This is a genomic window from Micromonospora sp. DT46, assembly GCF_049841735.1.
Taxonomy (GTDB): Bacteria; Actinomycetota; Actinomycetes; order Mycobacteriales; family Micromonosporaceae; genus Micromonospora; species Micromonospora reichwaldensis.
Window position 1 is genome coordinate 74,903 of the sequence record NZ_JBNCKW010000015.1, and the last position, 21,217, is coordinate 96,119.

Sequence of the window (21,217 nt, forward strand, 5' to 3'; positions counted from 1 at the left end):
TGTTGTCCATCGAGATCGCCAACGAGTCGGGTGTCGACGTCGACACCGACGCCGTGCTCGCCGTGGCCCGGCACGCCCTCGACGAGATGGGGGTCAACCCCCTCGCCGAGCTGTCCGTGCTGCTGGTCGACATCGACTACATGACCGAGCTCAACCACCGGTGGATGGGCGGCGACGGCCCCACCGACGTGCTCGCCTTCCCCATGGACGAGGGCAGCGTCGACCACGGGCCCGGTGAGACGTCCGCCGCCGGCGGCGAGCCCGCACTGCTCGGCGACATCGTGCTCTGCCCGGAGGTGGCGGCCAAGCAGGCGGCCACCGCCGGTCACGCCGCCGCCGACGAGCTGCACCTGCTCACCGTGCACGGGGTGCTGCACCTGCTCGGCTACGACCACGCCGAGCCGGAGGAGGAACGGGAGATGTTCGCTCTCCAGGCCCGGCTGCTGGCGAGCTGGCGGTCGACCCGGTCCCGGTGATGGCCACCCCGACACTGGCGGCCGCCGCCACCGGCCTGCCCGACCTGCAACTGCTGGTCTTCGCGGCCGGCCTGGTGGTGCTGGCCGGCCTCATCGCCATGACCGAGGCGGCCCTCGCCGCGGTCTCGCCCGCCCGTGCCGCCGAGCTGGCCCGCGACGGCGCGCGGGGCGCACGCACGCTCCAGGCCGTCGCCGGGGACGTGGTCCGCCACCTCAACCTCCTGCTCCTGCTGCGGCTGCTCGCCGAGCTGACCGCCACCACCCTGGTGGCGCTGGTCGCGGTCGACACCTTCGGCGCGGGCTGGCGCGCGGCGCTGGTCACCGCCGGCGCGATGACCGTGATCAGCTTCGTGGTGGTCGGGGTCGGTCCCCGGACCATCGGCCGGCAGCACGCGTACGTGGTCGGGCGGTCCGTCGCCCCGCTGGTCCGCTGGCTGGGCCGGGCGCTCAACCCGCTCGCCTCGCTGCTGATCCTGATCGGCAACGCGGTCACGCCGGGCCGGGGCTTCCGGGAGGGCCCGTTCGCCACCCAGGTGGAGCTGCGCGAGCTGGTCGACCTGGCCGAGCAGCGCGGTGTCGTGGAGCACGGCGAGCGGCAGATGATCCACTCGGTCTTCGCGCTCGGCGACACCATCGCCCGGGAGGTGATGGTGCCGCGTACCGAGATGGTGTGGATCGAGGAGCGCAAGACGCTCTCCCAGGCGTTGGCGCTCTTCCTGCGCTCCGGTTTCTCCCGCATCCCGGTCATCGGCGAGAGCGTCGATGACGTGCTCGGCGTGCTCTACCTCAAGGACCTGATCCGGCGGACCCAGGGCGGTGCCCCGGAGGACCGGCAGCTCCCGGTCGCCGAGCTGATGCGCCCCGCCACCTTCGTGCCCGAGTCCAAGCCGGTCGACGACCTGCTCTCGGAGATGCAGGCCGCCCGCAACCACCTGGTCATCGTCGTCGACGAGTACGGCGGCACCGGCGGGCTGGTCACCATCGAGGACATCCTGGAGGAGATCGTCGGTGAGATCACCGACGAGTACGATGTCGAGCGCCCGCCGGTCGAGCACCTCGACGACGGGGCGGTGCGGGTGACCGCGCGGCTCCCGGTGGAGGATCTGGGCGAGCTGTTCGACACCGACCTCCCCACCGACGAGGTGGAGACCGTCGGCGGCCTGCTGGCCCAGTCCCTGGGCCGGGTCCCGATCCCCGGGGCGCATGTCGAGGTCGCCGGGCTCCAGCTGGTCGCCGAGGGCACCACCGGCCGACGCAACCGGATCGACACCGTGCTGGTGAACCGGGCGGAGTCGACCGACACGCAGAACGGCCCGGGGCGTGGCGAGCATGCCGAGCCCCGGGACGACACGAACCGATCCGAGGAGAGGCAACCCGCCGATGCCTGAGTCACCCGCCGTACCGGCCGCCCGGCCCACCCCGTCCGACCCGGTCGAGCTGAGCGCCGAGGACGGCAAGCTGGTCGTCCTGGCGCGGGGCGCGCGTGGCCGGGTGGGCGCCGTGGAGGGCGCGGCGGTCCGCGACCAGGACGGTCGGACGTACGCGGCGGCCAGCGTGTCGCTGCCGTCGTTGACGATCACCGCGCTCCAGCTCGCGGTGGCGTCCGCGGTGGCGGCCGGCGCGACCCGGCTGGAGGCGGCCGTGGTGGTCACCGAGGCGTCGACGCTGGACGGCGCGGGGCACGCGGCGGTACGCGACCTCGCCGCGGACGCGCCGATCCACGTGGCCGCCCCGGACGGGTCCGTCCTCGGCACGGTGGTCGAGTGAGCGATCTCCAGCCGCGCCCCTACCGGGCCGGGTTCGCCTGTTTCGTCGGCCGGCCGAACGCCGGCAAGTCGACGCTGACCAACGCGATCGTCGGGCAGAAGATCGCCATCACCTCGAACAAGCCGCAGACGACCAGGCACATCATCCGGGCCGTCCTGCACCGCCCGGAGTCCCAGCTCGTGCTGGTCGACACCCCGGGCCTGCACCGCCCCCGTACGCTGCTCGGCGAGCGCCTCAACGACCTGGTCCGGCAGACCTGGAGCGAGGTCGACGTGATCGGCCTCTGCATTCCGGCGGACGAGCCGATCGGGCGGGGCGACCGGTTCATCACCGGCGAGCTGGCCGAGTTGAAGGCCACCGTGCTGGCGGTGGTCACGAAGACCGACCTGGTGGACCGCAAGCGGCTGGCCGAGCAACTGCTCGCGGTCAGCGAGCTGGGTGAGTTCGCCGAGGTGGTGCCGGTCAGCGCGGTCTCCGGGCACCAGGTGGACACCCTGGTCGACGTGATGACCGGCTACCTGCCCGAGTCGCCGCAGCTCTACCCCGACGACATGCTCACCGACGACCCGGAGCAGGTGCTGGTCGCCGAGCTGATCCGGGAGGCCGCCCTGGAGGGCGTCCGCGACGAGCTGCCGCACTCCATCGCGGTGGTCGTCGAGGAGATGGTCCCCGAGGGCCGGCTCATGAAGATCTACGCCGATGTCTACGTCGAGCGCCCCAGCCAGAAGGCGATCGTGATCGGCCACCGGGCGAGCCGGCTCAAGCACGTCGGCACCACCGCCCGCCGGCAGATCGAGGAGCTGCTCGGCACCCGGGTCTACCTCGACCTGCACGTCCGGGTGGCGAAGGACTGGCAGCGGGATCCGAAGCAGCTGCGCAAGCTGGGCTTCTGACGCCAGGGGCCGGGACGCGCCGCGTCCCGGCCCAGAGCCCGTCCGACGCATGATCGGTATCGGTCGGACGTATGGAAGATGTCACCTTCTGGTGGGTTCTCTTCTGTTTGGCGTGCTCGGCCCGGAGGGTAGGGGGTAAGACAGCCCCCGTATCCCCGGACATAGATGCAGGCTGATGCGAAACCGATACCTGGACCTGCTCCGCTTCCTGGCCATCGTTCGAGTCGTCGTCTACCACGTCACCGGCTGGGCCACGCTGACCCTCGTCTTCCCGGCGATGTCGGTGATGTTCGCGCTCGCCGGCTCGCTGATGGCGGCCTCACTGCACCGGTGGGGGCCGGGGGCGGTCGTGCGCCGGCTGCGGCGCCTGCTGCCGTCGCTGTGGGTGCTCGCCGCCGTCTTCGTGCCGGCCATGCTGCTCACCGGGTTGCCGCTGAGCCCGAAGGTGCTGCTCTGGCTCTTCCCCATCGCCGACCCGCCGGCCAACGGCTGGGGCGCGATCGCGCTCAGCGTGATCTGGTACCTGCGCGACTACCTCTGGTTCGTGCTCGCCTCGCCGGTGGCCCTCTGGCTGTTCCGGCGGGCCCCGGTGCCCACCCTGATCGCCCCGTACGCCCTGCTCGCGGCGGCCGAACTGGGCCTGCTCCCGGCGCTGCCGGTGGCGCTGCACCAGTTCGGGCTCTACTTCGGGGCCTGGCTGCTCGGCTTCGCCCACCAGGCCGGCATGCTGCGCCGCCTCGCCAACCGGGTGCTGGTCCCGGTCGCGCTGGCCCTCGCCGCCGCCGGGGCCGCCTGGATCGTCACCCACCCCGGACCGCGCGGGTACGACCTGAACGACAACCCCCTGGGCAACGCCCTCTGGTCGGCGGCCTTCGTCCTCGTGCTGCTCGGTCGGGGTCCGGCGAGCGCACCCTGGGTGGACCGCAGCGCCGCGTTCGGCCGGGTGGTGACCATGTTCAACCGGCGGGCGCTCACCGTCTACCTGTGGCACATGCCGTTCGTGGTGGCGCTCACCCCGCTGGTCGACGTGGTGGGCTGGTCGCACCAGGACCCGCTCGGCCTGGCGATCCGGGTGGCGCTGGTCTTCGCGCTGGTCGCGGCGGTGACCGCCCTCGTCGGCTGGGTGGAGGACGTGGCCGCCCGCAGGCCGCCGGAGCTGGTCCCGGGCCGGGCCCGCCCCGGCCCGGCCACCGTCGACGCGGCCGCCGACGGCAGGGCTGGCGGACCGGCCACCCGGCACGGGGTCGACGGCAGGGCCGGTGGACCGGTCAGCGGGCGGGCGGTGGTGCCGGCGCCCCGGGCCGCGCGGGAGCCGGAGACCGTCGAGATCAACGCTGGGTGACCCTGATGTCGCCGCTGCCGGTGGAGAGGTCGAGCACCAGCGTGGCGGACGGGTCGTCGGTGACGCCCAGTTCGGCGTCGCCGCCGTCGGTGTTGGAGCGGACCCGGTAGCGGCCCGCCGGCACGACCAGATCGACGCTCCCGCTGGAGGCGTGCACCCGCGCCGAGGCGGGCGTCGTCAGGTCGACGGCGATGTCCCCCGAGCCCGTCTCCGCGTCCACCCCGCCGCCGAGGCGGTGCCCGGTGATGTCGCCCGACGAGGTACGCAGCGTGACCGCGGCGGCGACCTCGTCGACCTCGACGTTGCCGGAGCCGGTCTGGGCGCGTACGGGCCCGCCGGCGCCGGCCACCTGGATGTTGCCGGAGCCGGTCTCCGCGCGTACGGGGCCGCTGGAGGCGGTCACCCGGATGTTGCCCGAGCCGAGCCGCATCTCCACCGGGCCCACCCTGCTCAGGTCGACGTCACCGGAGCCGGTCTCGCCCTTCACGCTCACCCCGTCCGGGGCGGTGACCTCGTAGGAGATGCTGCACCGGGAACCGCAGTCGGTGTCCAGCACCAGCTCGCCGCCCTTGATCTCGTACGTCGCGTCGGGCTGACCGCCCTGGTAGCGCACCACCCGCTTGATCCGCACCTCGTCCTGCGCGCCGATGGCGCGGACGGTCACGTCGCCGGCCCCCGGGAGCACCCGGATGCTGCTGATCCGGACCGCCTCGGTGTTGTCGTAGTCGAGCCGGCGGAAGGACAGGTTGTCGCACCCGGCGGCGACGATCAGGGTGGTGGCCGCAGCGAGCGCGGCGGCGGTGCGGTGCAGAGCCATGCGAGCACGCTACGAGGCGTGACGGCCCCCGCGCATCGGGGTTCCGCGCGCGGACACCCCGAGCTGACCCTGATTCCGCACCCCGAGAGAGAATGGTCCGATGGCCGGGTACCGCCGACAGCTCTACCGCGACGACGCGGTGGTCCTGCGTGCGCAGAAGCTCGGCGAGTCCGACCGGATCATCACCCTGCTCACCCGCCGGCACGGCCGGCTCCGCGCGGTGGCCCGGGGGATCCGCCGCACCACCAGCAAGTTCGGGGCCCGGCTGGAGCCGTTCGGTCACGTCGACCTCCAGCTCGCCGGCGACCCGAAGGGCAACCTGGGCAGCTCGCTGCACACGGTCAGCCAGGTCGAGGGCATCGACCTCTACGGCAAGCGGTTCCTCGGCGACTATCCCCGCTACACGGCGGCCAACGCGATCGCCGAGACCGCCGAGCGGCTCACCCCCGTCGAACGGGAGCCCTCGCTGCGGCTGTTCCAGCTCACCCTGGGCGCGCTGCGGGCGCTCGCCGAGGGCAGCCACGCCACCACCCTGGTGCTCGACGCGTACCTGCTGCGGGGCATGACGCTCGCCGGCTGGGCGCCGGCGCTGACCGCCTGCGCCGTCTGCGGCACGCCGGGGCGGCACCGGGCGTTCTCCGTACCGGCCGGGGGTGCGGTCTGCCCGGACTGCCGGCCGCCCGGCGCGGCCCATCCCGCCCCGGCCACCATCGACCTGATGTCCGCGCTGACCAGCGGCGACTGGCGGGTCGCCGACGCCACCGAGACCGGCGTACGCCGGGAGTGCAGCGGGCTGGTCGCGGCACACCTGCAGTGGCACCTGGAGCGCGCGCTACGCTCGCTGCCGCTGGTCGACCGGGGCGCCCCGGGGGCCGGCCCGGTCCCGCCGTCGCCTGGCGCCGGGTCCGGTGCGGACGGCGTGAACAGGGGGAGAACTGAGTGATCCGATCGATGAGGGCCGGCCGTCGCGAGCCGGTGCCGCCGACTCCGCACCCGTCGGGCGCCCGGCCGCCGGCGCTGCCCGCCGACGCGGTGCCGAAGCACGTCGCCGTGGTGATGGACGGCAACGGCCGGTGGGCCAAGGATCGCGGGCTGCCCCGCACCAAGGGCCACGAGGCGGGGGAGTTCTCCCTCTTCGACACGGTCGAGGGCGCCATCGAGCTGGGCATCCCCTACCTGTCGGCGTACGCCTTCTCCACCGAGAACTGGCGGCGCTCGCCGGACGAGGTCCGGTTCCTGATGGGCTTCAACCGCGACGTCATCCGCCGCCGCCGTGACCAGCTGGTCGACCTGGGGGTGCGGGTGGTCTGGTCCGGCCGGGCCGGCCGGCTCTGGAAGAGCGTCATCTCCGAGTTGCAGACGGCGGAGGAGATGTCCCGGGGCAACTCGACGCTGACCCTCCAGTTCTGCGTCAACTACGGCGGTCAGGCCGAGATCGCCGATGCCGCCGCCGCCATCGCCCGCGACGTGGCGGCGGGCCGGCTGGACCCCGGGAAGGTCAACGAGAAGACCGTCGCGAAGTACCTCTACCACCCGGAGATCCCCGAGGTGGACCTGTTCCTGCGTCCCTCCGGCGAGGAGCGGATCTCGAACTTCCTGCTCTGGCAGACCGCGTACGCCGAGCTGATCTTCCTCGACACGCTCTGGCCCGACTTCGACCGCCGCCACCTCTGGTACGCCTGCGAGCTGTACGCGCAGCGGGACCGTCGCTTCGGCGGTGCGCTGCCCAACCCGGTCGCCCCGCCGCCCGCCTGAGGCTTACCGCCCGGTCGTACGGGGTACCACGGTGGTCAGCAGCCACCGACGGAGGTGAACCCACATGATCCAGAAGCGTATTGCCCAGTGGGCGATGATGGCCGTCGCCGTGCCGTTGGCGGCGGCGGGCGCGCGCCGGCTCAGCCACACGCTGGAGGCCCGCCGCGGCCCGACCGGGGTGAGCCGCCTGCTCACCAAGGGCGCCGACATGCTCCGCCCCCAGAAGGCGAAGCGCCGCCGCTTCTTCTGACCCAACCCAGCCGTGACCTGACCCCACCCCCGACCCGTTCGTCGATCATGCAGTCGTGGTGCCCCGCGAAAGCCCCACACCGGGGCGTTCCGACCACCAGAAGTGCATGATCGGCTCGCGGGTCGGGGGTTCGGGTTTGGGTGGGGGTCAGGTTTTGGTTTCGGTGCGGTCGGTGGGCCAGCGGGTGTGGAAGGTGCCCTCGCGGTCCACGCGCTGGTAGGTGTGCGCCCCGAAGTTGTCCCGCAGCGCCTGGATCAGGGCGGCCGGCAGCCGCTGGGCGCGCAGAGCGTCGAAGTACGCCAGCGACGAGGCGAACGCCGGAGCCGGCACGCCCGCCCGCGCCGCGTCGGCCACCACCCGCCGCCAGCTCGGCACACCGTCGTTCACGGTGTCCGCGAACCACGGCGCCACCAGCAGCGTCGGCAGGTCGGGCCGCTCGTCGTACGCCTGGCGGATGCGGTCGAGGAAGCGGGCCCGGATGATGCAGCCGCCCCGCCAGATCGTCGCGGTGCCGCCCAGGTCGATGCCCCAGTCGTACTCGCGGGAGCCGGCGCGGATGTGGTCGAAGCCCTGCGCGTACGCGACGATCTTCGAGGCGAGCAGGGCGCGGCGGACGTCCTCGACGAAGCCGTCGGGGTCCTCGACCCGCCAGGTCGCGTCCGCGTCCGGAAACGCCTGCCGGGCCGCCTCGCGCTGGTCGGCGTGCCCGGAGAGCGAGCGGGCGAAGGTCGCCTCGGCGATGCCGGTGATGGGGATGCCCAGGTCGAGCGCGCTCTGCACCGTCCAGCGGCCGGTGCCCTTCTGCTCGGCGCGGTCCAGCACGACGTCCACGAACGCCCGCCCCGTGGCCGCGTCGGTGTGCGCCAGCACGTCGGCGGTGATCTCGATCAGGAAGGACTCCAGCTCGCCGGAGTTCCAGCCACGGAAGATCTCCGCGATCTCCGCCGGCTGCGCGCCCAGTCCGGCCCGCAGCAGGTCGTACGCCTCCGCGATGAGCTGCATGTCGGCGTACTCGATGCCGTTGTGCACCATCTTGACGAAGTGCCCGGCGCCGTCCGGCCCGATGTGCCGGCAGCACGGCACCCCGTCCACCTGGGCGGCGATCCGCTCGAAGATCGGCCCGAGCGTGCGGTACGACTCCGCGGATCCGCCCGGCATGATGCTCGGGCCGCGCAGGGCGCCCTCCTCGCCACCGGAGACGCCGGTGCCGACGAAGTGCAGGCCGTGGGCCCGTAGCGCCTCCTCCCGCCGGCGGGTGTCGGCGAAGTGCGCGTTGCCGCAGTCCACGACGATGTCGCCCGCGTCGAGCAGCGGGACCAGTTCGTCGACCACGGCGTCGGTGGGGCCGCCCGCCTTGATCATCACGATGACCGCCCGGGGCCGCTCCAGCGACGCGACAAAGTCGGCCATCGACTCGGCGGGCAGGAACGTCCCCTCGTCCCCGTGCTCCGCGAGGAGGCCGCGGGTGCGCTCCGGCGACCGGTTGTGCACCGCCACGGCGAAACCGTTGCGGGCCAGGTTGCGGGCCAGGTTCCGGCCCATCACCGCCAGCCCGGTCACGCCGATCCGTGCCGTCGCCCGCCCGGCCATCCGTCCACCCTCCGCCGTCGACACCCGCCGGTGCGACCGTATCGCCTGCGGGGCGGCCCGGAGAGCGTGTCGGGCACCCCGTCACCGCCACGTGGCGGTCACCTCGAAGGGCGCGAGGGCCGGCCGACGATCCTGCGCCGGGCGGCCTCCGCGGGGCCCGACCGACCGGCTGCGGATCCCCGCCGGTAATTCGGGTGCGCGCGACCGGTCGGGCGGCTAGCGTGTGGGCATGCGCAACTGACGCCCCACTTCCGAGCCGACCCGCCGCCGCATCGCCGCGGGTCCGCGTGCTCCCGGGCGTCCGCATTCCGCACCTGCCGTCGAACGGCGGTGCTCGTCGTGGCCGATCCCGGGCAGCTGTCCCGATCCCGCCCGACCGTCGCGCGACGGTCGCCGAACGAGGCGGGCCCCGGTCACCGGACGTCGTTCCGGTGCGGCAGGGCCCGCAGACCGAGGAGGCACCGGATGCCCGCCAGGCGCAACCCGAAGAAGTCCCGTACCACCGTCCCCACGCCGTCCGTCGCGGACCTGACGCCCGTCAACCTCGACGAGGTGGCGGTCGCGCCGATCGTGCCGGCGCTGCCGGTCGACCGACCGACGGCGCCGAAGGCCGGTCCGCCGGTCTCCGGCGCCGGCCGCTCCGGCCCGCTGCGCGGCCAGAAGGCCGGGCAGGCCCGCCGGTACGCCTTCCGGCGCAGCTGACGGTGCCGGCCGGGTGGAGCGTCGTCACCGGCGACTCCACCCGGCCCGCCCGCGCCCGACCACCCGGGCATGCGCCTCCGCCCGGCCCGCTCGCCGGACGCCCAGCCCGCTGCGCGCCCGGTCGGCGCCTCCACCCGGGCCCGCCCGCCGATCAACGGGCGGCGTCAGCCGATCAGCGGGCGGAAGGTGCCGAGCAGCACGCTGACGGTCAGCGCGGCCCCGGCGAGCACCGCCGCGCCGGCGATCAGCAGGCCGTCGGCGGCGACGAAGCGCTGTCGCCGGGCGACGGTGCGCGGGACCCCGGCGTCGAAGCCCCGGGCGTCCATCGCCACGGCCAGCCGGGTGCCCCGGCGGATCGCCCCGACGAGCAGCGCGAAGGCCGTCGACACGAACAGCCGAAGTTTCGCCAGCGGGTTGCGGCCGGCCTCGACCCCCCGGGCGCGACGCGCCATGGAGATCATCTGCCACTCCTGCCCCAGCAGCGGCACGAGCCGGAACGCGGCCAGCGCCCCGATGGCGAACCGGGCCGGTGCCTTCGCGTTCTGGATCAGCGCGTCCGCCAGGTCGGTCGGGTCGGTGGTGGCGAAGACGATCACGCCGGGCAGCGCCACCGCGAACATGCGCAGCACCAGGCCGAGCGCGGTGAGCAGCACCCCGGAGGTGACCACCACCGGGCCGGCCTCGACCAGGACCCGGCCGGAGCGCTCGGCGGCGAAGAGCACCAGCGTCACCACCACGCCGACCGCGCCGACGAGCAGCGGCCAGGCCCGCCGCGCCAACACCCGGAAACGGACCCCGAACAGCGGCAGCAGGGCCAACTCGACGGCGATCGCGATGGCCGGGGCCACCGGGTCCAGGGTGGCGATCAGGATGAACGAGAACACCAGCGCCGCGGCGAGCTTGGCCACCGGGTTGCGCCGGGCCAGCAACGCCTCCGGCGCGGCGACCGGCTCGAAACTGATCACGCCCGCCCCAGGGTGCGGCGGCGATCCGGGTGGGTGACCGGTGCGGCGTTCGGGCTGGTCACGCCCGCCCCCAGGGCGGGGCGACGGTCCGGGTGGGTGACCGGTGCGGCGGTTCGGTCGCTGGTCACGGGCGCTCCAGGGTGAGGCGGCGATCTGCCAGGGCGGCGACGAACTCCGGGTCGTGGGTGACGGCGACCAGGCCGTGCCCGGCGTCGCGCAGCTCGGCGAAGAGGTCCACCAGCTCCAGCCAGGTCCGCCGGTCCTGGCCGAAGGTCGGTTCGTCGCAGACGAGCAGGCGGGGCGCGGTGGCCAGGGCGGTCGCCACGCTCAGCCGCCGCGCCTCCCCGCCGGAGAGGGTGTACGGGTTGGCGGCGGCGAGTTTCGTCAACCGCAGCCGGGACAGCAGGGTGTCGACGGTGGTCCGGACCGCCGTCTCGGGCTGGCCGGTGCGGCGCGGGCCGAGCGCCAGCTCGTCGAAGACGGTGTTGGTGACGAACTGGTGCTCCGGGTCCTGGAAGACCGAGCCGATCCGGCGGGCCAGTGCCGGGGCGCGCCAGCGGTGCGGGGGCGTGCGGGCGTCGCCTCCGGCCAGTGCCGTCGTCGCCGCGATCCGGCCGGCCCCGGGCTTGAGCAGGCCGCCCAGCAGCAGGGCGAGGGTCGACTTGCCGGCCCCGTTGGGCCCGACGACGGCGAGCGCCTCGCCGGCGCGTACCGCCAGGTCGACGGGGGCCAGCCGGGGCGGCAGGCCGAGCCGGTCGGCGGTGAGCAACACGTCGCCGGGCGGCGCGGTCGCGTGGCGGGGCGGTACCGGGCGGCCGGGCACCCAGACGCCCTCGTCGGCGAGCGCGTCGCCGTGCGTACCGAAGACGGCCTCGGGCGTGCCGTCGGCGCGGACGCCGCCGCCGGGTTCGAGCACGACCACCCGGTCGACCAGGGGCAACGACTCGGCGACGCGGTGTTCGACCAGGATCAGCGTGGTGTCGGCGTCGAGCGCGCCGGCCACCGCCGCCCGGATCAGCGCCGCGCCGGTCGGGTCGAGGTTGGCGGTCGGCTCGTCGAGCAGCAGCAGGCCGGGGCGCAGGGCCAGCACCCCGGCCAGGGCGAGCCGCTGCTGCTCGCCGCCGGAGAGCGCGGCCGTGTGGCGGTCCCGGGGGTACGGGAAACCGACCCGAGCCAGCGCCTCGTCGACGCGGGGCCAGATCTCCCCGGCGGGGGTGCCGCGGTTCTCCAACCCGAACGCCACGTCGTCGCCGCTGCGGGCCATCACGAGCTGGGTCTGCGGGTCCTGGAAGACGATGCCGACCCGCTCCCGGCCCTTGCGAGGGTCGAGCCCGTCGATCTCGACGGTGCCCTCCTGCTCGCCCGAGTCCTCGGGCAGCAGCCCGGCCAGCGCGGCGAGCAGCGTGCTCTTGCCGGCCCCGGAGGGCCCCAGCAGCAGCACCCGCTCGCCAACCTCGACGCGCAGGTCCACCCCGCGTACGGCCCAGGCCCGCCGTCCGGCATGCCGCCACCCGAACCCCCGCAACGTCACCGCCCCCACGCCGCCCCCTTCCTTCCTGCCCGCCCGCGGGCGTTGATCATGAGGTTGTTGTCGTTCGGCACGGCGTGTCGTGGCAACAACTTCATGATCAACGCGCCGGGTCGTGGGGGTGGGTGGGTGGGGAGAGGGGGGTGGGTGGGGAGAGGGGGTGGGTCAGATTGGGGTGCGGTCTCGGGCGGCGGGGAAGCGGTCGAGGGCGCCCGTGGTGGCCAGGGCGCGGGTCAGGGCCCAGCCGCCGGCACCCGCGACGATCGTGGCGCTGACGATGGTGAGCAGGGCGTACGGGATGCGGTAGCTGCCCAGGGCGTACTCGCTGTTCCAGACGAAGAAGTCGAACAGGGCCGCGCCGAGGCCGGTCAGCGCGCCCGCGATCAGCGCGGTGGGCAGCCGGAACGAGCGGTACCGGAACGCGGCGAAGGCCAACTCGGCGCCGAGCCCCTGGATCAGGCCCTGGACGATGGTGACGCCGCCCCACTCCGAGCCGAGCAGCGCGGAGACCGTCGCCGCCACCGCCTCGCAGAAGAGCGCCGCGCCGGGCTTGCGGATCACCAGACCGCCGAGGACGGCCGGGACCAGCCACACGCCGTACATGATCGCCTGGCTGGCGGGGAAGAACGCGAACGCCGGGTCGACGGCCCGCCACAGCAGGCCCCAGGCCCAGAAGATGACGCCGAAGGCCACCGCGATCACGGCCGCGACGACGACATCGACGGTACGCCACCGGGTGGCGGTGTTGTTGTCTCGCATGATTGCTCCCAGTCCCTAACGAGAACCAGGAGAAGACGCACGCCGCGCCCGGAACGTGCCGGACGTCGACGCGGCTGGAGGTCGACCGAACTCCCTGCGCTGGCATTACCCAGATCAGGTTCGAGGGTCTGCGGGCGGTGCCCGCACTCTCAGCGCTGTGCGCTCCCCTGTCGGATGTGAAGTTGTGGCCCGACGCTAACACCTTTGAAGATCATCGGGCAAAGTGATCTCTCCGCAGCTCACCAGCGCAGTCGATCGACGGCGTCGATTCCGGCCCGGTACTCTCGGGCGGCCACTGGGAATCCGGCAGAGGGACACGTACGTGACATCCGAGGCTGACCGCCGCGCGCCGGACGGGTCGCACCCGGGCGCGGTGGGCGTGGCCGCCCCTGGCGTACGCGAGGAGAAGCCGGCGGCGCCCCGCGGCCCGGACCGGCGGGTCGGGTCGGTGGAGCTCCTCGCCGGCCTGCTGATCCTGCTGGTCGTCTTCCGCGAGCCGCTCGCCCGGGCCCTCTCCGCGCCCCGGTTGCAGACCTGGACCACCGTCTTCGTCTCGGTCATGGTGCAGGCGGTGCCGTTCCTGGTCTTCGGGGTGCTGCTCTCCGCGGTGATCGCCGTCTTCGTGCCCCGGTCGTTCTGGGCCCGGGCGCTGCCGCGTCACCCCGCGCTCGCGGTGCCGGTGGCCAGCGCGGCCGGCGTGGTGCTGCCCGGCTGCGAGTGCGGGGCGGTGCCGATCGCCGGGTCGCTGATCCGGCGCGGGGTCACCCCGGCCGCCGCGTTGGCGTTCCTGCTCGCCGCCCCGGCGATCAACCCGATCGTGCTGACCGCCACCGCCGTGGCCTTCCCCGACGACCCGGCGATGGTCCTCGGCCGGGCCGTCGCGAGCCTGCTCGTGGCGATGGTCATGGGCTGGCTGTGGCTGCGCCTCGGCCGGGCCGACTGGATCCGGCTGCCGCGCCGGCCGGAGCTGGACGGCGGCCCGCGCGGGCGGGCGTTCTGGGGGGCGGTCCGGCACGACGTCACGCACGCCGGCGGGTTCCTGGTGATCGGCGCGGCGGCTGCCGCCACGATCAACGTCGTGGTGCCGGAGCGCTGGTTGCAGACCCTCGCCGACGAGCCGGTGCTGTCGGTGCTCGCGCTGGCCGCGCTCGCCGTGCTGCTCTCCCTCTGCTCCGAGGCGGACGCCTTCGTCGCCGCCTCGCTGTCGCAGTTCTCGCTGACCTCCCGACTGGTCTTCCTGGTGGTGGGGCCGATGGTCGACCTCAAGCTCATCTCGATGCAGGCCGGAGTCTTCGGCCGGCGGTTCGCGCTGCGGTTCGCCCCGACCACCTTCGCGGTGGCCGTCGCGGTGGCCGCCGTGACCGGGGCGGTGCTGCTGTGAACCGGCAGGCGCAGGCCGTCGTCCTGCTGCTGCTCGGCGGCGCGGTGGTCCGGGCCAGCCTCACCGACCTGCACCTGCGCTACGTCAAGGAGGGGCTGCGGCCCTTCCTGATCGCCGCCGGCCTGCTGCTGGTGGCCGCCGCGGTCATGACCCTCTTCTACGAGCTGCGCCCGCTCCTGCGGCGCACGCCCGCCGGCCACCACGACGGCCCGGCCGGTGGGTGGCGGCCCCGGCGCACACCCGGCCCCGAGGCTCACGGCGACGGCTACGACGGGCACGGCGGTGACGACGGGCACGGCCACCACGAGCCGCGGGTCGGCTGGCTGCTGATCCTGCCCGTGCTGGGCCTGCTGCTGGTCGCCCCGCCGGCCCTGGGCTCGTACGCGGCCGGGCAGGCCGGCACCGCCGTCACCACCCGGCAGCAGCCGTCCGACTATCCGCCGCTGCCCGCCGGCGACCCGGTGCGGGTGACCGTGCTCGACTACGCCTCCCGGGCCCTGTTCGACCGGGGCACCTCGATCGGCGAGCGCCGGGTCCAGCTGACCGGCTTCGTCACCACCGGCCCCGACGGCCGGCCGCTGCTGGCCCGGATGGTGCTCTCCTGCTGCGCCGCCGACGGGCGGCCGGTCAAGCTGGGCCTGACCGGCGCGGCCCCCGACGGGCTCGCCGACGACACCTGGATCGAGGTGACGGGTCGCTACAGCGACCGCATCGCCCGCGACCCGGTCAACGACGCCGAGATTCCCTACCTGGACGTGGAGTCCTGGCGGCAGGTGCCCGTCCCCCGGCAACAGTACGAGTGACAGGTGGGCCCGGCAGTCCCGGGCGGCCAGGTGCGGCGCTGGGTAGGCTCACGATCATGCGGATCGAGGCCCGGGGGTTCACGTTCGACGTCCGTGTCGGCGGACCGGAGGGCGGCACGCCCGTCCTGCTGCTGCACGGCTTCCCCCAGCACGGCGGGGAGTTCGACGACGTGGTGCCCGCGCTGCACGCCGCGGGCCTGCGCACGTACGCGCCGGACCAGCGCGGCTACTCGCCGGGCGCGCGGCCCGAGGCGGTCGAGGCGTACCGGCTGCCGGAACTGGTCGCCGACGCGGTGGGCGTACTCGACGCGTTGGGCGTCGACGCGGCGCACCTGGTGGGGCACGACTGGGGCGCGGTCGTCGCCTGGGCCGTCGCGGCCCACCATCCCGAGCGGGTCCGCACGCTGACCGCGGTCTCCGTGCCGCACCCCGCCGCCATGGCGTGGGCGCTGGCCGAGGACGCGGGGCAGAAGGCGCGCTCGGCGTACATGACGGTGTTCCGCAAGCCGGGCACGGCGGAGAAGGCGCTGCTGGTGCTGGGCGCGACCGGGCTGCGCCGGATGCTGCACGGGGTCGGCGACGACGCGCGGGTGGCCGCGTACGCGGACCCGATGCGCGAGCCGGGCGCGCTGACCGCCGCCCTGAACTGGTACCGCGCGATGTCCCGCCGGGACCTGGCCGCCACCGGGCCGGTGGCGGTGCCGACCACGTACGTGTGGAGCGGTCGCGACATCGCGATCGGCCGGACCGCCGCCGAGGCGTGCGCCGAGCACGTGACCGCCGACTACCGCTTCGTCGAGCTGCCCCGGGTGAGCCACTGGATTCCCGACGAGGCGCCCGCCGCGCTGGCCGAGGCGATCCTGGCCCGGGTGCACGACCCGGTCTGACCTTCCCCGCGACACCGGCCGGCGGAGGCCGGGCCCACCCCTGACGGAGGTACGACATGGACCGAGCAGACACGACGGTGAAGGCCGAGGACTTCCTGGCCGTGGTGACCGACACGATGCACCGGGTCGCCGAGAGCCAGCGCGAGGCGGTGGGGCGGGCCGCCGACCTGATCGCCGAGGCGGTACGCGCCGACGGCGTGGTCCACGCGTTCGGCACCGGCCACTCCGAGGCGCTGGCCATGGAGATCGCCGGGCGGGCCGGCGGGCTGGTCCCGACGAACCGCATCGCCCTGCGGGACCTGGTGCTGCGCGGCGGCGCCCCGGCCGACGTGCTCGGGCCGCTGCTGGAGCGCGACCCGTCGGTGGCGCACCGCCTCTACGAGTTGGCTCCCGTCAGCCCCCGGGACGTCTTCGTGCTCGCCTCCAACTCCGGCGTGAACGGCGCCATGGTGGAGTTCGCGTCGCTGGTCAGGGAGAAGGGCCACGGGCTGGTCGCGATCACCTCGGCGCAGCACTCCGGGCAGATGACCTCGCGCCACCCGTCGGGACGCAAGCTCGCCGACTTCGCCGACGTGGTGCTCGACAACGGCGCCCCGTACGGCGACGCGACGCTGCCACTGCCCGGCGGAGGTGCGGTCGGCGCGGTCTCGTCGATCACCGCGGCGCTACTGGCGCAGCAGATCACGGTCGAGGTGGTGGCGCGGCTGCTGGCGGCGGGGGAGCGGCCCCCGGTCTACCTGTCGGCCAACATCGCCGGGGGCGACGAGCACAACAACGCCCTCGAGGCCCGGTACGCGGGCCGGATCCGCCGCGGCTCCTGACGGGTTGTGGCTACGGTCGGCCGCATCATGGTGGATACGGAATCGGCGCGTCAGACAGTGACGTGAGTCGGTTTCGCGCGTCGACGGGTGGGGCATCAGCGATGCTGCCGCCGGCCGCCCCCGCCGGCAGTACCGTCTGACCGGAGGTAGCGCGTGTCCAAGGAAACCGAGAAGCAGCGCTGGCAGCGCAACTTCGCCGACCTGCTCCAGGAGCTTCGGGTCGCCCAGACCGGCGTGCAGATCCTCTTCGCGTTCCTGCTCACCCTGCCGTTCAGCAACGGCTTCACCCGTACGAGTGGCTTCCAGAAGGATGTCTACATCGTCGCGTTGCTGGCCGCGGCCGCGGCCACCGCGATGATCATCTCTCCGGTGGCGTTCCACCGCGCGCTGTTCCGGCAGGGCCGCAAGCCGGAGCTGGTCCGGTTCGCCCACCGGATGGCCAGCGGCGGGCTCGCCTTCATGCTGATCTCGATGGTCAGCGCGGTGCTGCTGATCACCGACTTCGTGCTGGACCGGAGCATCGCCCTGGTGCTCAGCGGCCTCACCGGCCTCTGGTTCCTCACCTTCTGGGCGTTCCTGCCGTTCTCCCGCCGCAACTGGGGCGACGACGACACCGACGACGACGAGAACGAGCCACGGTCCCTCAGCGACTGACGAAGGTCGACACAACTCGATATTTACCAATCGCTACCCCTGGGTAACACCCGGGGGTAGCGTGCTGTTCGTCGAGCACGTTGACGCATCCGGACCGAGGTTCGAGGGGGCCGCCGTGACCGCGACACACAACAGCCGACCCGCGCCCGACGGATCAGGCGCCGACCAGCCGCCGCCGTCGGCCGACGCCCCGCCTGCGGCCGCCGACGCCCCGCCCGCGACCGCCGGCAACGCGCCTGCGGCCGCCGACGCCCCGCCCGCGGCCGGTGCGGCCGGGCCCCTGCCGACCGAGGCCGGTCAGGTCTCCGAGAAGGAGGCACGACAGGTCGCCGAGGCGGCCCGGGAGTCCACCTGGGATCGTCCCAGCTTCGGCAAGGAACTCTTCCTCGGCCGGTTCCGGCTCGACCTGATCAACCCTTGGCCGCGCTCCGACCCGGCGGACGTCGCCCGCGCCGACGAGTTCCTCGGCCGGTTCCGCGAGTTCCTCACCTCCGACGTGGACGGTGCGGCGATCGAGCGGGACGCGTCCATCCCGGACGAGGTGTTCCAAGGAATGGCCCGGCTCGGCGCGTTCGGCATGAAGATCGACCGGTCGTACGGCGGGCTCGGGCTCAGCAACCTGCACTACTGCCGGGCGCTCATGCTGGCCGGCTCGGTCAGCCCGGCGATCGGCGCGCTGCTCTCGGCGCACCAGTCGATCGGGGTGCCGCAGCCGCTGAAGATGTTCGGCACCGCCGAGCAGAAGCAGCGCTTCCTGCCCCGGCTCGCCGCCGGTGAGGTCTCCGCGTTCCTGCTCACCGAGCCGGACGTCGGCTCCGACCCGGCCCGGCTGGCCACCACCGCCGAGCCCACGCCCGACGGCACCGGCTACCGCCTCAACGGCGTGAAGCTGTGGGCCACCAACGGCACCGTCGCCTCCCTGCTCGTGGTGATGGCCCGGGTGCCCGCCGCCGAGGGGCGGCGCGGCGGGATCACCGCCTTCGTCGTCGAGGGCGACACCGAGGGCATCACGGTCGAACGGCGCAACGCCTTCATCGGCCTGCGTGGCCTGGAGAACAGCCTGACCCGCTTCCACGACGTCTTCGTACCGAAGGAGAACGTCATCGGTGGCGAGGGCAAGGGCCTGAAGATCGCGCTGACCACCCTGAACACCGGGCGGCTGTCGCTGCCGGCGATGTGTGTCGGCGCCGGCAAGTGGGCGCTGAACGTGGCCCGGGAGTGGGCCGTCGACCGGGTGCAGTGGGGCCGGCCCGTGGGCGAGCACGAGGCGGTGGCCCAGAAGCTGTCCTTCATCGCCGCGACGACGTACGGCATGGAGACCATGCTGGACCTCTGCTGCCTGCTCGCCGACGACGACCGTAACGACATCCGGATCGAGGCGGCGCTGGTCAAGCTCTACGCCAGCGAGATGGCCTGGAAGATCGCCGACGAACTGGTGCAGATCCGGGGCGGCCGCGGCTACGAGACGGCCGACTCCCTCGCCGCGCGGGGCGAGCGACCGGCCGCCGTCGAGCAGCTGCTGCGCGACCTGCGGATCAACCGCATCTTCGAGGGCTCCACCGAGATCATGCACCTGCTCATCGCCCGGGAGGCGGTCGACGCGCACCTGTCCGTCGCCGGTGACATCATCGACCCGGACGCCGGGCTCGGCCGCAAGGCGAAGGCCGGGGCGCGGGCCGGCGCCTTCTACGCGAAGTGGCTGCCGACTCTCGCCGTCGGCAGGGGACAGCGCCCGTCGGCGTACGCCGAGTTCGGCCCGCTCGCCGGCCACCTGCGGCAGGTGGAGCGCGCCTCGCGCAAGCTGGCCCGCTCGACGTTCTACGCGATGTCCCGCTGGCAGGGCAAGATGGAGCGCAAGCAGGCGTTCCTCGGCCGGGTGGTGGACATCGGCGCGGAGCTGTTCGCGATGTCCGCGGTCTGCGTGCGCGCCTACGCCGAGCGGGACACCCGCCCCGAGAACGTCGAGCTGGCCGACCTGTTCTGCCGGCAGGCCCGGGTCCGCGTCGACGCGCTCTTCACCGCCCTGTGGGACAACACCGACTCCGTCGACACGGCCGCCGCGAAGCGGATCCTGGCCGGGCGCTACGCCGCCCTGGAGGACGGCGTGATCACCCCCGCCGACGACCTGCCCTGGGTGGCACCCTGGTCGCCCGGCCCGTCCACCGCCGCCGACACCCGCCGCCGCATCCCACCCCCGCTCCCACCCTCCTCCTGACCAGCCCGCCCCGCCCCGCCCTCTCACCCTGGCGTCGATCATGCAGTTGTGGTGCCTGACAAAAGTGGCTAAAGCGGCCGTTCCGGTCACCATAACTGCATGATCGCCAGGCCGGGCGGGCCAGGCCGGGCGGGCCGGGCCGGGCGGGCGGGGCCGGGGTGGGGTGAGGTGAGGCAGGGGGTCAGCGACCGGGGCGTAGGCCGAGGTGGCGTAGTTCCAGGGCGGCGAGGGCGTCGACGGTGGCGTCGTCGCCGCGCCGCCACGACTCGGCCACGTCGGGGGCGATCCGGGTCAGTCGCCCCAGCGGCTGGGTGGCCAGCGCGCGCAGAGCGAGCAGGTCCCGGCCGGCGGGCGCGGCGGCCAGCTTCGCGGCCGAGCCGGCCCGGCGCATCCAGCGCACCCGTAGCGGCAGCCAGCCGAAGAGCACCAGGCCGAGCGGGAAGACCAGCACGGAGACGGCCAGCGCGAGGGCGAGCTGGTCGACCAGCTCCTGCTGGTCGCGCCCCGCCTCGGCCAGCGAGCGGGCGGCGGTGGCGGCCCGCTCGAACGGCGCGGTCAGCTCGTCGCCGACCAGCGGCACCCGGCCGACCTTGCCGCCGGCGTCGGCCAGGTTGTCGGCCAGGCCGCCGCCGGCCCCCTCCAGCTTCTGCCCGGGTACGGCGAGCTTCTGGACCAGGTCGTGCAGCCACAGCGCGCCACGGATCGCGCCGTACACCCAGGCGACGACGAGCAGGTCGGTGATCAACTGTCGGACGGCGGTCGGGAAACGATCGGCGTAGATCTTCACGCCGGACAGCGTGCCATGTGCGTGGGCCCCTGGCACGGCGCGAACGACGGCACTCAGCCCGGCGGACGGCGGGCGCCGACGCAACGGGGCCCGGCGGACGGCGCTACGGGCGGGGTCAGCTCGCGCAGGCCGGGCAGGTGCCGAAGATCTCCAGGGTGTGGCTGACGTCGGCGTAGCCGTGCTTCGCCGCCACCCGCTCGGCCCAGCTCTCCACCGTCGGCCCCGCCACCTCCACGGTGCGGCCGCAGGTCCGGCAGACCAGATGGTGGTGGTGGCCCTCGCTGCACCGGCGGTAGAGGTGCTCGCCGCCCGGCGGGCGCATCACGTCGATCTCGCCCGTGTCGGCGAGCCCCTGGAGCGTGCGGTAGACGGTGGTCAGCCCGACCCGCTCGCCGCGCTCGCGCAGCATCGCGTGCAGCTCCTGCGCGCTGTGGAAGCCCTCCAGCTCGCCGAGCAGCGCGCTCACCGCCGAGCGCTGCCGGGTGTTGCGGACCGTGGAACCCGCCATGATCATGATCCCTCCCCGGCGTGGCTCACCGCGTCGGCCACGATGTGTGCGACGTGCTCGTCGACTAGCGCGTACGCGATCTCGCGACCCCGCCGGGAGCCGCGCACCACGCCGGCGCCCCGCAGCACCCGCAGGTGCTGGGAGACCAGCGGCTGGGCGGCGCCGAGCTTGTCGACCAGCTCGTGCACGCAGCGCTCGCCCTCGGCGAGCTCGCTGACGATGGCCAGCCGGATCGGTGCCGAGAGGGCACGCAGCAGCTCGCTCGCGCCCTCGAAGGCGTCGTAGCCTGATCCGTCGGTCACCCTGTAACGGTAACC

At 74.0% G+C, this 21,217-nt stretch carries 24 protein-coding genes and 1 riboswitch; of the genes, 15 read left to right on the plus strand and 9 right to left on the minus strand.

Translation table 11 applies throughout. The features are described 5' to 3' along the window. Positions 1–2: 2 nt before the first annotated feature. From ybeY to ACLQ20_RS30345, 5 genes are all read left to right on the plus strand, one after another. A complete protein-coding gene (ybeY, locus tag ACLQ20_RS30325; RefSeq protein ID WP_132240405.1) occupies positions 3–476 on the plus strand; it encodes an rRNA maturation RNase YbeY in 474 nt (157 codons plus the stop codon). Next, complete coding sequence (locus ACLQ20_RS30330; RefSeq protein WP_327031282.1) at positions 452–1,864, plus strand: hemolysin family protein; 1,413 nt, start codon at positions 452–454, stop codon at positions 1,862–1,864. The genes ybeY and ACLQ20_RS30330 overlap by 25 nt, the downstream gene beginning before the upstream one ends. Further along, positions 1,857–2,243 (plus strand): cytidine deaminase, encoded by a 387-nt coding sequence (locus ACLQ20_RS30335; protein ID WP_101412356.1) that lies wholly within the window; start codon positions 1,857–1,859, stop codon positions 2,241–2,243. Before ACLQ20_RS30330 ends, ACLQ20_RS30335 begins: the two co-directional genes overlap by 8 nt. Beyond that, positions 2,240–3,136, plus strand: coding sequence for a GTPase Era (gene era / locus ACLQ20_RS30340; RefSeq protein ID WP_151452825.1), 897 nt, complete (start codon positions 2,240–2,242; stop codon positions 3,134–3,136). The genes ACLQ20_RS30335 and era overlap by 4 nt, the downstream gene beginning before the upstream one ends. Before the next feature lie 175 nt (positions 3,137–3,311). After that, positions 3,312–4,478, plus strand: coding sequence for an acyltransferase family protein (locus ACLQ20_RS30345; RefSeq protein ID WP_425858273.1), 1,167 nt, complete (start codon positions 3,312–3,314; stop codon positions 4,476–4,478). On the opposite strand, the gene ACLQ20_RS30350 is transcribed toward ACLQ20_RS30345, so the two are convergent. Continuing rightward, entirely contained in the window at positions 4,465–5,295 is an 831-nt protein-coding gene (locus tag ACLQ20_RS30350) for a DUF4097 family beta strand repeat-containing protein (RefSeq protein WP_151452827.1), read from the minus strand. The genes ACLQ20_RS30345 and ACLQ20_RS30350 overlap by 14 nt on opposite strands. A 100-nt stretch (positions 5,296–5,395) precedes the next feature. On the opposite strand from ACLQ20_RS30350, the gene recO reads away from it, so the two are divergent. The 3 genes from recO (at position 5,396) to ACLQ20_RS30365 (ending at position 7,300) form a co-directional block, all read left to right on the plus strand. Further along, positions 5,396–6,238: a DNA repair protein RecO gene (gene recO, locus ACLQ20_RS30355; RefSeq protein WP_327029319.1), complete on the plus strand. Its 843-nt coding sequence runs from the start codon at positions 5,396–5,398 to the stop codon at positions 6,236–6,238. Positions 6,239–6,246: 8 nt separating this feature from the next. Further along, positions 6,247–7,050, plus strand: coding sequence for an isoprenyl transferase (locus ACLQ20_RS30360; RefSeq protein WP_327031280.1), 804 nt, complete (start codon positions 6,247–6,249; stop codon positions 7,048–7,050). Positions 7,051–7,114: 64 nt separating this feature from the next. Further along, a complete protein-coding gene (locus ACLQ20_RS30365) occupies positions 7,115–7,300 on the plus strand; it encodes a hypothetical protein (RefSeq protein WP_311413809.1) in 186 nt (61 codons plus the stop codon). A gap of 147 nt (positions 7,301–7,447) precedes the next feature. On the opposite strand, the gene gndA is transcribed toward ACLQ20_RS30365, so the two are convergent. Continuing rightward, complete coding sequence (gene gndA, locus ACLQ20_RS30370) at positions 7,448–8,890, minus strand: NADP-dependent phosphogluconate dehydrogenase (protein ID WP_425858275.1); 1,443 nt, start codon at positions 8,888–8,890, stop codon at positions 7,448–7,450. A 465-nt stretch (positions 8,891–9,355) separates the two neighbouring features. Between gndA and ACLQ20_RS30375 the strand changes: the two genes are divergently transcribed. Further along, positions 9,356–9,592, plus strand: coding sequence for a hypothetical protein (locus tag ACLQ20_RS30375; RefSeq protein WP_425858276.1), 237 nt, complete (start codon positions 9,356–9,358; stop codon positions 9,590–9,592). A gap of 164 nt (positions 9,593–9,756) precedes the next feature. On the opposite strand, the gene ACLQ20_RS30380 is transcribed toward ACLQ20_RS30375, so the two are convergent. From ACLQ20_RS30380 to ACLQ20_RS30395, 4 genes are all read right to left on the minus strand, one after another. Then, positions 9,757–10,557, minus strand: coding sequence for an energy-coupling factor transporter transmembrane component T family protein (locus ACLQ20_RS30380; protein ID WP_151452832.1), 801 nt, complete (start codon positions 10,555–10,557; stop codon positions 9,757–9,759). Then, entirely contained in the window at positions 10,554–10,685 is a 132-nt protein-coding gene (locus ACLQ20_RS30385; protein ID WP_255474683.1) for a hypothetical protein, read from the minus strand. Before ACLQ20_RS30385 ends, ACLQ20_RS30380 begins: the two co-directional genes overlap by 4 nt. After that, positions 10,682–12,097, minus strand: a complete 1,416-nt coding sequence (locus ACLQ20_RS30390) for an ABC transporter ATP-binding protein (RefSeq protein WP_327029316.1) — start codon at positions 12,095–12,097, stop codon at positions 10,682–10,684. Before ACLQ20_RS30390 ends, ACLQ20_RS30385 begins: the two co-directional genes overlap by 4 nt. Before the next feature lie 153 nt (positions 12,098–12,250). Further along, positions 12,251–12,844 (minus strand): ECF transporter S component, encoded by a 594-nt coding sequence (locus ACLQ20_RS30395; protein ID WP_132240395.1) that lies wholly within the window; start codon positions 12,842–12,844, stop codon positions 12,251–12,253. A gap of 73 nt (positions 12,845–12,917) precedes the next feature. Beyond that, a riboswitch (TPP riboswitch) is annotated at positions 12,918–13,023 on the minus strand. Positions 13,024–13,223: 200 nt separating this feature from the next. On the opposite strand from ACLQ20_RS30395, the gene ACLQ20_RS30400 reads away from it, so the two are divergent. The 6 genes from ACLQ20_RS30400 to ACLQ20_RS30425 all read left to right on the plus strand — a co-directional run bounded on the left by ACLQ20_RS30400 (position 13,224) and on the right by ACLQ20_RS30425 (position 19,605). Further along, positions 13,224–14,225, plus strand: a complete 1,002-nt coding sequence (locus tag ACLQ20_RS30400) for a permease (RefSeq protein WP_425858283.1) — start codon at positions 13,224–13,226, stop codon at positions 14,223–14,225. Next, positions 14,222–15,028 (plus strand): TIGR03943 family putative permease subunit, encoded by an 807-nt coding sequence (locus ACLQ20_RS30405; RefSeq protein ID WP_327029315.1) that lies wholly within the window; start codon positions 14,222–14,224, stop codon positions 15,026–15,028. The genes ACLQ20_RS30400 and ACLQ20_RS30405 overlap by 4 nt, the downstream gene beginning before the upstream one ends. 56 nt (positions 15,029–15,084) lie before the next feature. Further along, positions 15,085–15,915, plus strand: a complete 831-nt coding sequence (locus ACLQ20_RS30410) for an alpha/beta fold hydrolase (protein ID WP_151457137.1) — start codon at positions 15,085–15,087, stop codon at positions 15,913–15,915. Between the two features lie 56 nt (positions 15,916–15,971). Further along, positions 15,972–16,736 (plus strand): sugar isomerase domain-containing protein, encoded by a 765-nt coding sequence (locus tag ACLQ20_RS30415; protein ID WP_151457136.1) that lies wholly within the window; start codon positions 15,972–15,974, stop codon positions 16,734–16,736. A gap of 153 nt (positions 16,737–16,889) precedes the next feature. Then, positions 16,890–17,390: a DUF6328 family protein gene (locus tag ACLQ20_RS30420; protein WP_311414937.1), complete on the plus strand. Its 501-nt coding sequence runs from the start codon at positions 16,890–16,892 to the stop codon at positions 17,388–17,390. Positions 17,391–17,670: 280 nt separating this feature from the next. Next, positions 17,671–19,605 (plus strand): acyl-CoA dehydrogenase family protein, encoded by a 1,935-nt coding sequence (locus ACLQ20_RS30425; protein WP_425858284.1) that lies wholly within the window; start codon positions 17,671–17,673, stop codon positions 19,603–19,605. A 181-nt stretch (positions 19,606–19,786) separates the two neighbouring features. Here ACLQ20_RS30425 and ACLQ20_RS30430 read toward each other — a convergent pair whose 3' ends face one another. The 3 genes from ACLQ20_RS30430 to ACLQ20_RS30440 all read right to left on the minus strand — a co-directional run bounded on the left by ACLQ20_RS30430 (position 19,787) and on the right by ACLQ20_RS30440 (position 21,202). Continuing rightward, positions 19,787–20,392 (minus strand): hypothetical protein, encoded by a 606-nt coding sequence (locus ACLQ20_RS30430; RefSeq protein WP_425858277.1) that lies wholly within the window; start codon positions 20,390–20,392, stop codon positions 19,787–19,789. A gap of 115 nt (positions 20,393–20,507) precedes the next feature. After that, positions 20,508–20,900 carry a Fur family transcriptional regulator gene (locus tag ACLQ20_RS30435; protein WP_192581556.1) on the minus strand — a complete coding sequence of 131 codons (393 nt, stop codon included), beginning with the start codon at positions 20,898–20,900 and terminating at the stop codon, positions 20,508–20,510. A 2-nt stretch (positions 20,901–20,902) separates the two neighbouring features. After that, on the minus strand, positions 20,903–21,202 hold the full coding sequence (locus ACLQ20_RS30440; RefSeq protein ID WP_088998913.1) for an ArsR/SmtB family transcription factor: 300 nt from the start codon (positions 21,200–21,202) through the stop codon (positions 20,903–20,905). Between the last annotated feature and the right edge of the window lie 15 nt (positions 21,203–21,217).